Genomic DNA, 14729 nt, shown 5'->3' on the forward strand with positions numbered 1-14729 from the left:
CGGCTGCATCGCCTGCCGCAGCACCCGCGACCGCGCCTCGGTGTAGGCGCGCCCGCCGACCGGCCTGCGCGGCAGGTTCCGGTCGACGATCCGCCGCGCCATCGCCAGCCGCACCTCCCGCGAGCCCTCCCCCGGCAGGATCAGGTACGCGACCCGCACCAGCTCGCGATAGCGCTTCTCCGCCGCCATGTCCGACATCTCGCAAATCCCCCTCTGACCTGTACTTACTCCCAGACGGTGAGAGGCTAGAAACACCCTGAGTGACGATGCAGGCGAATTGAGCTTTCGTTTACCCGCAGAGTGTTCGTACTTTCGGAGGATCGGCGGGTAACGGTACGTTTCTCGTTCCGGTACTTGACCCCCGAACCCCCAGCGAGGACCTGTTACATGTCGCTCACCGACGAGCCGACCATGACCGAGAACGACGAGCCGGGCGCCGACCTGGCCGCGGTGAAGAGACGGCTCGTGGGCAGCAGTGCGCTCATGCTGTTCCTGGAACTCGCGCTGATCCGGTGGACCGGATCGAACGTGGTGCACCTGGCGTACTTCAGCAATTTCGTGCTGCTGGGATCGTTCCTCGGGATCGGGGTGGGATTCCTGCGGGCGTCCCGCAACCCCGGCAAGCCGATTCTCTCGCTGATGGTGCTCGCGCTGCTCGTGGGATTCGTGCTCAAGTTCCCGGTGACCATCAGCCGTACGGGCAGCGACCTCATCTACTTCACGGCCGTGAAAATGGAAGGGCCGCCCGCATGGATGGTGCTGCCCGCCATCTTCGTGGCGGTCGCCGTCATCCTGATGGGTCCCGCGCTGATCGTCGGCCAGTGCTTCGAGAAGCTGTCGCGGCTCGAGGCGTACCGCTGGGACCTCGTCGGCAGCCTGCTGGGCATCTCGGCGTTCACCGCGATGTCGTTCCTGTACGCGCCGCCGGTGGTGTGGGGCGTCATCGCCGCCGCGCTCTACCTGTGGCTGCTGCTGCCGCGCACCCTCGTCGAAGGGCTGCTGGTCGTGACGCCGGCGATCGCGCTGGTCGCGATGCTCGCGGGCGAGTCGCTGGCCGCCAACACCCTCTGGTCGCCGTACAGCAAGATCGACTACCTCGACAAGTCGTCGAACGGGCACAAGGCCACGCAGATCAACTCCAACGGCGTGCCGCACCAGGACGTCACGGACGCCGAGTACCGGCTCCAGGGCGAGGCGTTCTACGGCTTCCCCTACGCGCGCACCCCGCAGAACCCGCACAAGGACGTGCTGATCGTCGGCGCGGGCAGCGGCACGGACGTCGCGATCGCGCTCAAGCAGGGCGCCGAGCGGGTCGACGCCGTCGAGATCGACCCGCGGCTGCGCGGCCTGGGCGTCAAGCTCAACCCGGACAAGCCCTACGACGACCCCAAGGTGCACCCGCACATCAACGACGGTCGCGCCTACCTGTCGTCGACCAAGCGCAAGTACGACCTGATCATCTTCGCGCTGCCCGACTCGCTCACCCTGGTGCCGGGGCAGGGCGCGCTCCGGCTGGAGTCCTACCTGTTCACCAAGGAGGCGTTCGCCTCGGCGCGCGAGCACCTCAAGCCCGGCGGCGCGTTCACGATGTACAACTACTACCGCGAGCGGTGGCTGGTCGACCGGCTGGCCGGGACCGCCGACGCGGTCTTCGGCCACAAGCCGTGCCTGGACGTGCCGCCGTCCGCCGGCAAGCTCGCGGTGCTGACCGCGGGCCTCACCGAGGCCGACCAGTCGTGCGAGGCGGTCTGGCAGGACGAGTCGTTCGTCAAGCCGACCACCGACGACCGGCCGTTCCTCTACCTGCGCGACGCGAAGATCCCGCCGATGCACCTGATGGTCATCGCGATGATCCTCGCGGCGTCGGTGGCGATGGTCCGGATCTTCGGCGGGCCGTTCCGCTCGATGCGGCCCTACGGCGATCTCGTCCTGCTGGGCGCGGCGTTCCTGCTGCTGGAGACCAAGAGCGTCACCGGGTTCGCGCTGCTGTTCGGCACCACGTGGGTGGTGAACGCGATCGTCTTCGGCGGGGTGCTCGTCGCGGTGCTGGCGGCCGTCGAGATCACCCGCAGATTCCGGACGCCGCCCATCCCGGTGATGTTCGGGATCCTGCTCGCGGGGCTGGTGCTGGCCTGGCTGGTGCCGAACTCGTGGCTGCTGTCGCTGCCGGTGCCGCTGCGGGCGATCACCGCGATCACGATCGCGTTCCTGCCCATCTTCGCCGCGAACATCATCTTCGCCCGCCGGTTCACCGAGACCGCGGACGCGTCCACGGCGTTCGGCGCGAACCTGCTCGGCGCGATGGTCGGCGGCTGCCTGGAGTACATCGGCATCGCGACCGGCTACCACTTCCTGCTGGTCGTCGCGGCGGCGCTCTACCTGGCGGCGTTCGCGGTCATGCGCCGCACCGCCGTTGGATAGCATGTTCGAATGCTGACGCTCGGTGTCGTCCCCTCCGCGTTCACGATCGGCCATCTTCCGGCCGCGACGTTCCCGGAGGACGACGACTGGATCGCCCTGGTCCGCGCGCCCGAGGGCCTCACGGTCGTCCGGGAGGCCGAGCCGTGGACCGAGGCGGCCCGCTGGTCGGGCCTGTACGGCGAGGCCCACGGGCTGGAGTCGGCGGGCGTGCTGGCGGGGCTGCTGGCGCCGCTCGCCGACGCCGGGGTGCCGTCGTTCGTCGCCTCGACCTTCCACGCCGATCTGGTGCTCGTGCCCGAGACACGGCTGGAGACGGCCGTCAAGGCGCTCCAGGAGGCCGGCTACCGCGTCCAGCGGTAGCCGCGCCCGCTACCTCAGCCCGCCGCTGTTCAGGTAGCTGATCACGCCGGGGCCGAGCAGGATCAGGAACATCGCGGGGAACAGACAGAAGATCACCGGGATCGTGATCTTCACGGCGAGCTTCTGTGCTTTCTCCTCGGCGTTCTGCCGCCGCTTCACCCGCATCTCGTTGGCCTGCTCGCGCAGCACCTTGCCGACCGGGATGCCCAGGTCGGCGGCCTGCACCATCGCCCCCACGAACGTCGAGAGCTCGGCGACCGCCGCCCGCGACGACATCGCCCGCATCGCGTCCTCGCGGGACTGGCCGAGCTGGATCTCCTGCATGACCCGGGTCAGCTCCGCGGCGAGCGACCCCTTGGTGCTGTCACTGACCCTGGCCAGCGCCGCGTCGAAACCGAGCCCGCTCTCCACGCTGACGACCAGCAGGTCGAGCACGTCGGGCAGGGTCGCCCTGATCGATTCCTGCCGTTTCAGCCCGGTGTTGTACAGCAGGATGTCCGGGACGAAGAACCCGAACGCCCCGAACAGCACCAGGAACAGCGGCCCGTAGCCGAGGCGCGGCGCGGAGAACAGCACCGCCATCAGCACCCCGGCGACCAGCCCGAGCCCCTTGAACGACAGCACCCGCTCGGCCGTCCAGCCCCGCGGACTCCCCGCCCGCTCCAGCCGCTGCTGCAGCTTCTCGATGATCCCCTGCGGCGACAGCCGCAACGCCAGCGCCAGCAGCTGCCGCATGAACACCGACTCGTCGCCCGCGACCCCCAGCAACGACCGCGGCCGCCGCCCGGCATAGTCCCGCTCGATCGAAGCCAGCCCCTTCTCCACCGAGCTCGGCTCACGCTTCTGCATGGTCAGCGCCAGCACCAACAGGACGACGGCCGAGGCCAGGGCCGCCAGCCCTCCGTACAACAGCAAGGCGTCCATCAGAGCTCGATTCTGATCATGCGGCTGATCCAGAACCAGCCGATCGCCAGGCCAGCGGTACCAGTCGCGATCATCATCCAGCCGATCGGCGAGGACAGCATGGGCGCCATGTACTCGGGGCGCAGCAGGAGCAGGCCGATCAGCAGCAGCGGGGGCAGGGACAACAGCACGTAGGCGGACAGCCTGCCTTCGGCCGACAATGCCCTGACGTGCCGACGCAGCCGCGTACGCTCGCGCATCGTCTCCATCGTCGTCTCGATGACGTCGGCCAGGTTCCCGCCGACCTCACGCTGAATCCTGATGCTCAGCACCACCCAGGACAGATCGGAGCAGTCCATCCGGGCGGCGACCTGGTCGAGGGCGTCCTCGATCGTCACCCCGATCCTGGTCTGCGCGAGCGCGCGCGCCATCTCCTCGCCCAGCGGGCGGCTCTCGTTCTGAGCCAACCGCTCCAGCGACTGGGAGATGGTGAAACCCGCCCGGAGACTGCCCGCGATCATCGAGAGGGCGTCCGGTAGCTGATCGGCGAAGGCCATGACCCGGCGATCGCGGGCGCCCGACAGGAGCATCTTGGTCAGCAGGAGGGGAAGCGCGCCGCCGACCAGAACGCTGACGAACTCCTGCCGGGTGAGCACCCACAGCCCTGCCACCGAGGCGAACACCGCGATCCCGCGCAGCAGGGTCCATTCGTGGGGCTGGAGCCGCCATCCGGCCTTGGCCAGCTCCGCGGAGATCTTCTCCGCCTTGCCCGCCGCCGTGATGAGCCGCTGCGTGAACGCGAGCAGCGCCGTCGCGACCGAGCCGGACTCCGCTTCGTCCTTCTGTGCGCGGAGCGGCCGGTACTGGGCGATCCGGTCGGTGATGTCGTCCTTGCCCTCCGGAGCACGCGCCACGAAGATCGCGAGCACGGCGACGAAGATCGTGACGAAGCAGGCGGAGAGGAGCACCCCGAGCGTCACCACGGCGCCTGCTCGTGACCGAACACCTCGTGCGGGACGGCGATGCCCATGGACGCGAGCTTGGACATGAACCGCGGCCGGAGCCCGGTCGAACGGAGCGTGCCCAGAGTCCGGCCGTTGGCGTCGACACCGGCGCGTCCGTCGAACAGGAAGATGTCCTGGAGCGTGACGATGTCGCCCTCCATCCCGGAGACCTCGGTGACGTGGGTGAGGCGACGAGCGCCGTCCTTGAACCGCGACTGATGAATGATCAGGTCGATGGCGCTGGCCATCTGCTCGCGAATCGCCTTCACCGGCAGTTCCATCCCCGACATCAGCACCATCGTCTCCAACCGCGACAGGACGTCGCGGGGGCTGTTGGCGTGAACCGTGGTGAGCGAGCCGTCGTGACCGGTGTTCATCGCCTGGAGCATGTCGAGCGCGGCGCCGTCGCGGACCTCGCCGACCACGATCCGGTCGGGACGCATCCGGAGGCTGTTGCGGACCAGATCGCGGATGGAGATCATGCCGCGTCCCTCGACGTTCGCGGGCCGCGACTCCATCCGCAGCACGTGCTCCTGGCGGAGCTGGAGTTCGGCGGCGTCCTCGATGGTGACGATCCGCTCGTCCGTGGGGATGAACGACGACAGCACGTTGAGCGTGGTCGTCTTGCCCGAACCGGTACCGCCGCTGATCACGACGTTGAGTCTCGCCCGGACACACGCCGCGATCAGCTCCGCGACCTGCGGGGTGAAGGTCCCGAACGCCACCAGATCGTGCACGGTCAGCGGGTCCGCGGAGAACTTCCGGATGGTCAGCAGGGAACCGTCGATCGCCACCGGCGGGACGACCGCGTTGACACGGCTGCCGTCGGGAAGCCGGGCGTCCACCATCGGGCTGGACTCGTCGATCCGCCGTCCCACCCGCGAGACGATCTTCTCGATCACGCGGCGAAGGCTGGCCTCACCGGCGAACGCGCCGTCGACGAGATGGATCTTTCCCGCGCGCTCGACGTAGATCTGCCCGGGACCGTTGACCATGATCTCGGTGACTTCGGAATCATTGAGATAGGGCTCCAGCGGACCGAGACCGAGGATCTCGTCGGCGATCTCCTGGGCGACCCTGGTCCGGTCGACCATGGTCAGCGGGGTCTCGTCCTGGTCCAGGACGGACTGGAGCGTCGCCTTGACGGCCTGCTCGAGCTCGCCGGGGCTCATCTTCGCGTCGTAGAGCTGCGGACCGAGCGTGTCGACGAGGGACTGATGCACTCTGCGCTTCAGTCCGACGAACGGATCGACCGCCCGGTTCGACCTGCGGTTCGGCACTGGCACCAGTGCGGTGGCTTCCTGGCTCGTCTGCTCCGGCCCGGGGGCACCGAGCCGCGCCAGCCGTTCGCCCAGACTGCTCACTTGCGGCCTACCCGTCGGCGGAACCGGCCTCGCTGCTCGGTCACCTGCTCGCCCTCCGTGACCAGCAGCGCTGCCTGGCGGATCGCCTGGCTGACGGGATGGTTCGGCTGTTCCACCACCATCGGCACGCCCCGGTTGATCGAGCCTGACACATCCTGGCTGTGCGGAACGTGAACCGACACCCGGGCGCCGATCACCCGCTCGATGTCGGCGGCGGTGAGCCCGGCCCGGATGTCGGAACGGTTGATCAGGAAGCTGCGCGCCGACGACGGGTAGCCGAGCAGCTCCAGCATGTCGAGGGTCACCCGCAGGCCTTTCAGCGCCGTCACCTCGGGCGCTGTCAGGAGCAGATGCCGGTCGGCGGAGTCCATCGCCGCCAGCACATGCTCACTGAGCTGTGAGGGCGTGTCGACGATGACCACGTCGAACATGCGCTTCAGGACGGCCAGCAGTTCCGTGACGAGCTGACCGGACACCTTCTCGGCCTCACCGGGCGAGACCGGGGCCAGGACCGCGGCCAGGCCGGATTCATGCCGGACCAGCATCGACTGCACACCGACCTCATCCATCCGGCCGGCCATCGGGATCGCGTCGCAGATCGTGCGCTGGGGGCTCAGCCGCAGCAGGATCGCCACATCGCCGAAGGCGAGGTCGAGATCGACCAGACACACGTCCTGACGGTCACCGGCGAGCGCGACCGCGAGGTTGGTCGAGACCGTCGACTTGCCGCAGCCGCCCTTCGCCGCGAACACCACCACGATCTTGCCGTCCTTGCCCGGGGGCGGCGGCGGTGCGGCCGACCGCACCGCGGCCTGCATCGACCGCGACACCTCCCAGCAGCGACGGCACGCGTCCATCAGGGCGGGGAAGTCACGGTCCGGGATCACTTCCCGGATGCCGGCTCGCATCGCCTCGCCCATGACGTTGACGTCCAGTTGCTCCCGAACCAGCACGATGCCCAGGTCGGGCCGGTCCGAAAGCCGCCCGATGGCGAACGCCAACGCGATCCTGATGTCCACGCCCGGCCCGATCACGACCACGACCTCGGCCGGATCGGCGATCAACGCATCCGCCGCCTGACGCAGGTCGCCCACGATCCTGCCATGATCACGAAACCCCGCGGCGATCCTCCGCGCGGCCCCCTCGTCCGGTTCACAAATGATCGGCATTTCCGCCTCACTTCACGATGCTGAACGTGCTGACGCCCTTGCTGTTGACGTTCAGCTCAGACGTGTCGGACTGCAGTCCCATGTAGAGGGCGTTGGCCGTCGCGCCCATGATCAGCCGCTCGCCCTGTTCCTGAGTGACCCCGAGGGTGATCAGCTTTCGCTTCTCCTTGTTGTCGTCATCGGTGCTCTTGGCCGCCGACTCACCGACCGCCAGCACCGGGACGTCCGCCATGAGGATGCGGACGATGTTCTCGGTCGCGGTCTTCGCGCTGTCTCCCGAGCCCTTGGTGACCTGTCTGGTCAGACCGATGAAGACCACGACCTTCGTGCCGGGCTTGGCGAAGTTCGCGACCCGTTGCGCCTCTTCGAGAGAGACCGTGATGGCGATCCGGCCCTCCGGAATGACGAACGCCTGGTTGGTCCCCTTCTCCTTCATCATGGAGCGCGTGATCAGCGCGCCCTGCCGTAGCGGGTCGCCGACCACGAATTCGCCGTACTGCTCGTCGATGGAGGACAGGGCGTCGTCGGGAACGCTCTCCGCGGGGTAGTTCCGCGTCCGCAGATAGCCCTTCGGCTGGAGCTGCGCGACGGGTGTTCCCGCTGGAATGGCGCGCGCGGCGACCAGGACGCTCACCGCTTTCTTTCCGGCGAGCGCGCGGGCATCGGCGTTCGACGTATAGGTGTAGACGGCGAACGTCCCCACCGCTGCCAGCACCAGGGCCAGAAGTACGGCCACAAGCCGACGATTCATGCTTCCTCGATCCTCATGCCGTCATCCGGCTAGCTGGACACTGGTCAGACCGAAATCAGCGGCCGGATCGGTGGTATAAGGCCCTGACACTACGTCCCGGACGAAATACCCGGTCAGGCAGGGGTCCGTCAGGTTCGCGAACGCGAAGTGAAAGGGGTTCTTCCTGGGATTTGTCAAATTCGTACCGCAGTAATACCGCCCCGGCCTCACCCATGAAGGTTCGTGATGGAATCCCACACTCCCCCCGGTCGGAACGAATGGAGCGTATCCGATAATCTTGTATTTGCTCACAGGGATTTTGTAGTGAAAGATCGGAATCCCAATGACTTCGATTTCGAACTCCCAATCGAAACCGGCGGAATCATATTCATAGACCGGCACATACATGATTGGCGACTTACCGTCGCCGATCCACTGATCGAACAGCTCCCGAAGGCGACGCTGAAGGGTCCTGATCTGGCAGGGAGCCAACCCCAACACGCTTCCGAACTGAGCGACTACGCCGATTTCCGTGTAAGCCAGCACCGTGTCGCCGACCGCGACCTGCTGAGCGCAGTCGCCAAGATCGCCTCCGACGAGCATCGTGATGTTGTCATCGCGACCGCACCCGCCGACTCCTGTGACGGTGCGGTGCAATTGCGTCTCGCCGCCCGGGGGCGGGTTGAAGACATCCTCAGGTTTGTCGAGGATTGGTTTCGTCGCGGCCAGGTGATCCCACTGGCATTTGGAGAGCATGAAAGGAATGACGACGGGTGCTTTCTTCGCTCCACCCCAGCCGGCCCGAGCGCAGGCTCCGACCGTCACGCCGGGTTCCCCTGCGAAACTCTGCGCGAACGAATAGGGCAGCAGCGTTGAATCATCGGGGTTCGCCGTGCTCGTCTCGTACTCGACGTAGTTTCCTGCGGGGCGTTCGCCGACGCAGCCCGTCGCGTTCTCGGCCGGCGCGTCGCACTCGTCCTCGGAGTCCGTGAGCTCGGTACCACGTGACTTGCCGCAGACCAGTCGTACGCTCACCGCGCCGTCGGAGGCGTTGGCCTCGCCGGAGGTCTTGGCGAGGGCAGCCAAGGTGTCGAGGTCGTCGGTGCCGCAACCGTTCTTGGCGCAGCGCAGGGCGACGGCGAGCGCGGCGGCGTCGGCACCGCTCTGCAGTTCCTCACGCTCCGCGTACACCCGGCCGACGTCCACGACGATGGCGGCCAGGCCGAGGAACACGCCCCCGGCCAGCAGAAGGGCGATGAGGGGCGCCATCGCGCCCCTGTCGCCGGTGCTGCCGGCGATCCGGCGCATCACTCCGCGCATGCCATCGCCGCCCTCGACCTGAGCGTGACGGTGTCGAAGCCTGGCACGAGGCCGACGAGGGGAGCCGAGTCGAGCGAGATCGTCACGGAGGCGATGGCGACCGGGTCGTCATCGTCTTCCTTCGCGCAGGCCGTGGTGGTCACGGCGTAGTCGCCGACGCCCAGGGTGCGCTCGACGACGTCGGTGACCGCGTCCTGTTTGGCCGCCTCGTCGCCGATGGCGAGGACGTAGGCGCGGACTCCTTGGCGCGCCGCCTCGTTGACCGTGATCCTCTGGTTGAGCCAGACCCCGAGGTCGATCATTCCGCAAACGAGCATGATGGTGATCGGAAGCAACAGGGCGAACTCGACCGCGGCCGCACCTCGCTCGCCGTTCTCTCTCTTTCCATGGCTGGTCACTGGTCTGCCTGCTCCACACTGACCTCGGACGTCTGGTTGTCGACGCGGTCCGCCAGCGCGCTTCCGAGCGCGCTGACGGCCCCGACGACGACCAGCGCGACGAGCGCTGTAAGCAGGGCGTACTCGACCGCGGTCGAGCCGCGGTCGAGTGGCTTGTCCCTGCGCGTCATCAGATCGCTTACGGGGCGACGCAGCCGGCCGGAGGAGCGCCGCCGGCGGGGGTGGCGCAGTCGAGGCCGTCGTTGGCGCCGTTGAGCATGTCGACGATGCTGCCGCCGAGGGCGGCGGTGGCGCCGATGATGGCGACCGCGATCAGGGCGACGAGGAGGGCGTACTCGACGGCGGTGGCGCCGCGGTCGGCGACGGCGCGGAGTTTCGCGAAATGGGCGCGCAGGGGTGTGACGAAACGGCGTGCGAAAGAGCTGTTCATGTTTGGGGGTCCTCTCCGTGGGCCGCGGGAAGTCCGGTGTCGTCCGCGGCCGCTGACGAATGCCCAGACTGAGGCCGTCCCGCGGCGGTTGGGAATCCCCCGTTTCGCCTTCTTAAGTCACCCGAAAGCGCGGCCTGTCCCCCGAACGGGTGACAGCTATCACAAAAGGGTTGCGACCTCCAGACCCCGGAGACAGAACATCCCGGGGCAAGTCACGCTGTTCACAGCAAGTGACGTGTGTTTCACCTGTGGTTTCCTCATGACACCCTTCCAGCCGGATGCGAGGCGTGTCCGGTCCACCCCCGGGGAGGTCGGAAATGTCAGTTCGGATCGTTGTCATCGACGGGAACACCCTGTCCCGGCACGGCCTGGCGCAGCTCGTCGCCGAGCAGAAGGATCTGGAGATCGTGGGTTCCGCGCAGGACGCGGCACGCGGACGGACCCAGATCGGGATGCTCAACCCCGACGTGGCCGTGATCTCCCTCCAGCTGCCCGACGGCGACGGCCTCACCCTCACCGCGGACGTGCGCGGACTCTACCCCTCGACGGGCGTCGTGGTCCTCGGATCACTCGGAAACGACAATCCGCTGTTCCGGGCGATGGAGGCGAGCGCCAGCGCGTACGTCTCGAAAGCGGCCGCCGCCCCCGAGTTCCTGTCGGCGATCCGGCACGCGGCCGTCGCACCGCACTCGTTCACCGCGACCGGCCTCGCCGACGCGCTGCGCCGCAGGCGCGCCGAGGAGGTGCTGCTGACCCCCCGCGAGGAGGAGACGCTCCGCCTCCTCAAAGAAGGACTGTCGATCGCGGCGATCGCCCGGTCGATGAACCTCAGCCACAACACGACCAAGACCTACACCGCCCGCCTGTACGACAAGCTCGGTGCCGGCAACCGGACCCAGGCACTGATGACGGCGCTGCGGCTCGGGCTGATCAGTCAGGTGTGACCGACCGTTGAGACTTCCCGTTCTGGTGGCGCTGCTGCTGGTCGCCACCTCCTGCACCGGCGTGCCCGCCGCGGCCCCGCCGCTGGCCTCGCCGACCGCCCGCGTCGACTTCAAGAAACTCGAGCGGTTCTACGCGCAGAAACCGCGCTGGAGCAAATGCGGCAAAGGCAAGAAGTTCGACTGCGCTGACGTCAAGGTGCCGCTCGACTACACCGACCCCGACGGCCGGACCATGGAGATCGCCGTCAACCGGCTGCGGGCCTCGGGGAAGCGGCTGGGCTCGCTGCTGGTGAACCCGGGCGGGCCCGGCGCGTCCGGGAAGGACTTCGTGTACAGCGCGGCGGCCGCGATCACCGCGCCCGTCCGCGAGCGGTACACGATCGTCGGGTTCGATCCGCGGGGCGTCGGCGACAGCAACGGCATCCGCTGCCTGGACGACGACCAGCTCGACCGCTTCTACCTGACCGACTCCACACCCGACACCCGGTGGGAGTCGGGGCGGCTGCGCACGATGTCGCGCCGGTACGCCGAGGAGTGCCAGAGCAAGTCGGGCTGGCTGCTGCCCTATCTGGGGACGGCGAACGTCGCCCGCGACATGGACGTCATCCGGGCGGCGCTCGGCGAGAAGAAGACCAACTATCTCGGCTACTCCTACGGCACCCAGCTCGGGCAGGTGTACGCGGAGCTGTTCCCCGGCCGGGTCCGGCGGATGGTCCTGGACTCCGTCGTCGACTCGGCGCTGTGGGCCGGGCGCGTCTGGGACAGCCAGCTCACCTCGCTCGACGCCCAGTTCGACCTGTTCCTCGACAGCTGTGTCCGGCACGGCTGCCCGCTCGGCACGTCACGGACCGCGGCGAGCAGACGGCTGTGGAAACTGCTCGGCAGCACCGACGTCGACCGGCTGAAAGGCCACGGCCGTGACGTCTCCGACACCGACGTGCACACCGCGGTCGTCGTCCTGGCGATGAACCCCGCCCTGTGGAGTCTCGGCCGGACGGCGTTCGCGGACGCCCTGCGCGGCGACGGCCGGACCCTCCAGGCGCTCGCCGAGGCGGGCCGCGGCCGGAACCCGGTGAACGGCCGCTACGACTCGACGATCGCCGCGAACCTCGCCGTCCGCTGTCTGGAGACCCCGCAGAAGACCAGGATCGAGGCGGCGAGCGACAAGCGCATCGACTGGATGTCGGACCGTTCGCCGCTGTTCGCGGAGATCAACACGACGCTGGCGTGCTCCTACTGGAAGGTGCCCGCGCTCCCCCAGCACACGATCACCCCGAAGGGCGTCGCGCCCGTCCTGCTGCTCGGCAACACCAACGATCCGCGCACCCCGCTCGCCTGGGCGAAGGCCGTCACGGCCCGCTTCCCCGGCGCGCGGCTCGTCGTCAACCGGGCCGACGGCCACATCGTCTACGGGCGGGGCGCGTGCGTGAACCGGGCCGTCGAGGACTATCTGCTGACCGGAAAGCAGCCGCGGGACGGTCTGGAATGCCGCGATTCAGGGCCCCGTTACTGAGCACGCAATCTCCTGTATGTCCACTCGTGACAGAAGGGAGACATAAGAGGCAGAAGGGAATACTCTTTCGGCATGGAGTGGCTGGAACGGGTCTCCAGGCTGCGGCGGTGGACGCGGGGGGGCGAGCGCGATCCGCACAAGGCCCTGCTGCTGCTTTACGCGATCGGGCAGCTGCAGCGGACCGGGTACAAACCGATCCGTTTTCGCGAGACCGAGCAGGCACTCGACCAGCTCTTCGCCGAATTCGGCCCACCGAAGATCGTCGGTCCTTCGCTGCCCTTCTACCACCTGGCGGCCGACGGCCTCTGGGAGGTGGCGACCGGGATCGGCGGCCCCTGCCCCGGACCGGAACGCGAACTGATGATCGCGGCCGACGTGCACGGCAGGCTCGCGCCCGAGTTCGCCAAGGAGATGCTCACCGACCCCGGGCTGCTCGCACTGATCGTCCGGATCCTGCTCGACACCAACTTCGAGCCCAGCCTGCACATGGATCTGTGCGCCGCCGCCGGGCTGATGCCGGAGGTCGCGCAGACCGCCGGGATCGCCAAGTACGTGGACGGCCGGCTGCCGCGCTCCCCGCGCGACCCGATGATCCGGCAGAAGATCCTGGTCGCCTACGACTGCCGGTGCGCGTTCTGCGGCTACGAGGGCTGGTTCGGCAACGCGGTGATCGGCCTCGAGGTCGCCCGGCTGCGCTGGTGGGCGTTCGAGGGCCGCGACGACATGAGCAACTGCCTGTGCCTGTGCACCCTGCACCACCGGCTGTTCGACAAGGGCGTGCTGGGGATCACCCCGTCCGGGAAGATCACCGTTTCGCGGCATTTCGTGGGCACCACCGACGCGTCCCGCGACTTCGTGCTCAACCTGTCCGGACGGGCCGTGCGCCCGCCCCAGCAGGGATTCGCCAAACCCGACGTGCGGAACGTCGACTGGCACACCCGCCAGGTCTTCCGGGGACCGGCGCGGATCACCAACTGAACGACGTAGCCACCCGAAGCGTCATAAGGTCGACGTGCACGCGGAAGGGCGGATGATGGCGGAGATCAGTGAGGTCTGGGCGGCGCAGAGCGAGCCACGGGCATGGATCGTGGTGGCCTCGGCCGTCCTGGCGCTCGCGCTGGTGGTCTACGGGCCGGCCTGGAGGCTGTCGCGGAACATCGTGACCATCGCCCATGAGGGCGGGCACGCGCTCGTCGCCCTGCTGTTCGGGCGGAAACTCGACGGCATCCGGCTGCACTCCGACACCTCGGGCGTCACCGTGTCGCGGGGCAAACCGGACGGCGCCGGGATGGTGTTCACCGCGCTGGCCGGGTACACGGCCCCGCCGCTGCTCGGGCTGCTGTTCGCGTGGCTGATCGAGATGGGCAGGACCACGCTGACGCTCTGGGCGTCGCTGGTGCTGCTCGCCGGGATGCTCGTCATGATCAGGAACGTGTACGGGGTGGCGTCGGTGCTGACCACCGCCGGGATCATCTTCGCGGTGTCCTGGTTCGCCCCCCTGGAGATCCGTGCCGCTTTCGCCTACTTCGCGGCGGCGTTCCTGCTGCTGGCGGGCGCACGGCCGGTGGTCGAGCTGCAGCGGCTGCGCGCCACCCGCCGCACCGATTCCTCGGACGCCGACCAGCTCGCGAAGCTGACGGGCGTGCCCGGCCTCATGTGGGTGCTCGTGTTCGGCGCCGTCGCCCTGGCCTCCCTCTATTTCGGCGGAATGATGCTGATCCCGTCGGAGTGGTCCTGACTCCCGTCCGGTTACGGACAGACCCTGTCCGCGCCCGTCGAGCTGTGCGCAGCATGACGTCATGGCCACCAAGAAACTCGACCGCTCCGCCTACCAACGCAAACTCAAGGCCAGGCACCGCCGCAACCGCGCCCGCACCCGCCCCACCCGCGCCAAGCGCCGCCGCTACTAGCCAACCCGATCAGGATCGACCTCGGGAAACAGCGAGCGAAGTCCCGGCAGCCCGGCACGCCCCTCCGGACGTTCCCTCGGCGGCTCCGGAACGACCGGAAGATCGAGCCCCAACTCGCCCCCGGCGGCCCGCTCGGCGACGTAGCCGGTGTCAGGGGGTTGCGGGCGGGTTCTCTATGGCGGGCTGCTCTGGAGGGGCGGGTGGGGGTGGGAGTTCGGCCTCGGGGGGTTCGGCGGCGGGGGGATCCTCTCGGGGAGGGGCCG

The 14729-nt window shown here is 68.3% G+C and carries 16 protein-coding genes; 6 read left to right on the plus strand and 10 right to left on the minus strand.

What is annotated here, in order from left to right:
- Positions 1 to 198: hypothetical protein (locus ACYVE7_RS15975; protein ID WP_460365488.1), on the minus strand; the 198-nt coding region annotated here is incomplete at its 3' end.
- Positions 199 to 387: 189 nt separating this feature from the next.
- Between ACYVE7_RS15975 and ACYVE7_RS15980 the strand changes: the two genes are divergently transcribed.
- Together ACYVE7_RS15980 and ACYVE7_RS15985 are read left to right on the plus strand one after the other, a co-directional pair.
- Entirely contained in the window at positions 388 to 2421 is a 2034-nt protein-coding gene (locus ACYVE7_RS15980; protein ID WP_460365489.1) for a spermine/spermidine synthase domain-containing protein, read from the plus strand.
- Positions 2422 to 2430: 9 nt separating this feature from the next.
- Positions 2431 to 2781 (plus strand): ACT domain-containing protein, encoded by a 351-nt coding sequence (locus ACYVE7_RS15985; protein WP_460365490.1) that lies wholly within the window; start codon positions 2431 to 2433, stop codon positions 2779 to 2781.
- Between the two features lie 9 nt (positions 2782 to 2790).
- Here ACYVE7_RS15985 and ACYVE7_RS15990 read toward each other — a convergent pair whose 3' ends face one another.
- From ACYVE7_RS15990 to ACYVE7_RS16030, 9 genes are all read right to left on the minus strand, one after another.
- Positions 2791 to 3705: a type II secretion system F family protein gene (locus tag ACYVE7_RS15990; protein ID WP_460365491.1), complete on the minus strand. Its 915-nt coding sequence runs from the start codon at positions 3703 to 3705 to the stop codon at positions 2791 to 2793.
- Entirely contained in the window at positions 3705 to 4664 is a 960-nt protein-coding gene (locus ACYVE7_RS15995; protein ID WP_460365492.1) for a type II secretion system F family protein, read from the minus strand. Before ACYVE7_RS15995 ends, ACYVE7_RS15990 begins: the two co-directional genes overlap by 1 nt.
- A complete protein-coding gene (locus ACYVE7_RS16000) occupies positions 4661 to 6052 on the minus strand; it encodes a CpaF family protein (protein ID WP_460365493.1) in 1392 nt (463 codons plus the stop codon). The genes ACYVE7_RS15995 and ACYVE7_RS16000 overlap by 4 nt, the downstream gene beginning before the upstream one ends.
- Positions 6049 to 7146 (minus strand): AAA family ATPase, encoded by a 1098-nt coding sequence (locus ACYVE7_RS16005; protein WP_460365494.1) that lies wholly within the window; start codon positions 7144 to 7146, stop codon positions 6049 to 6051. Before ACYVE7_RS16005 ends, ACYVE7_RS16000 begins: the two co-directional genes overlap by 4 nt.
- Positions 7147 to 7228: 82 nt before the next feature.
- Positions 7229 to 7972, minus strand: coding sequence for a Flp pilus assembly protein CpaB (gene cpaB / locus ACYVE7_RS16010; RefSeq protein ID WP_460365495.1), 744 nt, complete (start codon positions 7970 to 7972; stop codon positions 7229 to 7231).
- Positions 7973 to 7993: 21 nt separating this feature from the next.
- The gene (locus ACYVE7_RS16015; protein ID WP_460365496.1) at positions 7994 to 9271 is read right to left on the minus strand and encodes a pilus assembly protein TadG-related protein; all 1278 of its coding nucleotides are present in this window, start codon (positions 9269 to 9271) and stop codon (positions 7994 to 7996) included.
- Complete coding sequence (locus tag ACYVE7_RS16020) at positions 9259 to 9669, minus strand: TadE/TadG family type IV pilus assembly protein (RefSeq protein ID WP_460365497.1); 411 nt, start codon at positions 9667 to 9669, stop codon at positions 9259 to 9261. Before ACYVE7_RS16020 ends, ACYVE7_RS16015 begins: the two co-directional genes overlap by 13 nt.
- Positions 9666 to 9839, minus strand: coding sequence for a Flp family type IVb pilin (locus ACYVE7_RS16025; protein ID WP_460365498.1), 174 nt, complete (start codon positions 9837 to 9839; stop codon positions 9666 to 9668). The genes ACYVE7_RS16020 and ACYVE7_RS16025 overlap by 4 nt, the downstream gene beginning before the upstream one ends.
- An 8-nt stretch (positions 9840 to 9847) precedes the next feature.
- Positions 9848 to 10099: a Flp family type IVb pilin gene (locus tag ACYVE7_RS16030; RefSeq protein ID WP_460365499.1), complete on the minus strand. Its 252-nt coding sequence runs from the start codon at positions 10097 to 10099 to the stop codon at positions 9848 to 9850.
- A 317-nt stretch (positions 10100 to 10416) separates the two neighbouring features.
- Between ACYVE7_RS16030 and ACYVE7_RS16035 the strand changes: the two genes are divergently transcribed.
- The 4 genes from ACYVE7_RS16035 (at position 10417) to ACYVE7_RS16050 (ending at position 14294) form a co-directional block, all read left to right on the plus strand.
- On the plus strand, positions 10417 to 11043 hold the full coding sequence (locus tag ACYVE7_RS16035) for a response regulator (protein WP_460365500.1): 627 nt from the start codon (positions 10417 to 10419) through the stop codon (positions 11041 to 11043).
- A gap of 7 nt (positions 11044 to 11050) precedes the next feature.
- Positions 11051 to 12556: an alpha/beta hydrolase gene (locus ACYVE7_RS16040; protein ID WP_460365501.1), complete on the plus strand. Its 1506-nt coding sequence runs from the start codon at positions 11051 to 11053 to the stop codon at positions 12554 to 12556.
- Positions 12557 to 12628: 72 nt separating this feature from the next.
- Positions 12629 to 13534, plus strand: coding sequence for a phosphorothioated DNA-binding restriction endonuclease (locus ACYVE7_RS16045; protein WP_460365502.1), 906 nt, complete (start codon positions 12629 to 12631; stop codon positions 13532 to 13534).
- Positions 13535 to 13586: 52 nt separating this feature from the next.
- Positions 13587 to 14294, plus strand: coding sequence for a M50 family metallopeptidase (locus ACYVE7_RS16050; protein WP_460365503.1), 708 nt, complete (start codon positions 13587 to 13589; stop codon positions 14292 to 14294).
- Positions 14295 to 14729 lie beyond the last annotated feature (435 nt).

Source organism: Actinocorallia lasiicapitis, assembly GCF_054778695.1.

What these genes read in the sequence shown, in the direction of transcription:
- ACYVE7_RS16015 (WP_460365496.1), bottom strand. Translation starts at nt 9,271, where the DNA reads ATGCGCGGAGTGATGCGCCGGATCGCCGGCAGCACCGGCGACAGGGGC.
- ACYVE7_RS15990 (WP_460365491.1), bottom strand. Translation starts at nt 3,705, where the DNA reads ATGGACGCCTTGCTGTTGTACGGAGGGCTGGCGGCCCTGGCCTCGGCC.
- cpaB (WP_460365495.1), bottom strand. Translation starts at nt 7,972, where the DNA reads ATGAATCGTCGGCTTGTGGCCGTACTTCTGGCCCTGGTGCTGGCAGCG.
- ACYVE7_RS15985 (WP_460365490.1), top strand. Translation starts at nt 2,431, where the DNA reads ATGCTGACGCTCGGTGTCGTCCCCTCCGCGTTCACGATCGGCCATCTT.
- ACYVE7_RS16050 (WP_460365503.1), top strand. Translation starts at nt 13,587, where the DNA reads ATGATGGCGGAGATCAGTGAGGTCTGGGCGGCGCAGAGCGAGCCACGG.
- ACYVE7_RS16035 (WP_460365500.1), top strand. Translation starts at nt 10,417, where the DNA reads ATGTCAGTTCGGATCGTTGTCATCGACGGGAACACCCTGTCCCGGCAC.
- ACYVE7_RS16045 (WP_460365502.1), top strand. Translation starts at nt 12,629, where the DNA reads ATGGAGTGGCTGGAACGGGTCTCCAGGCTGCGGCGGTGGACGCGGGGG.
- ACYVE7_RS15980 (WP_460365489.1), top strand. Translation starts at nt 388, where the DNA reads ATGTCGCTCACCGACGAGCCGACCATGACCGAGAACGACGAGCCGGGC.
- ACYVE7_RS16025 (WP_460365498.1), bottom strand. Translation starts at nt 9,839, where the DNA reads ATGACGCGCAGGGACAAGCCACTCGACCGCGGCTCGACCGCGGTCGAG.
- ACYVE7_RS16030 (WP_460365499.1), bottom strand. Translation starts at nt 10,099, where the DNA reads ATGAACAGCTCTTTCGCACGCCGTTTCGTCACACCCCTGCGCGCCCAT.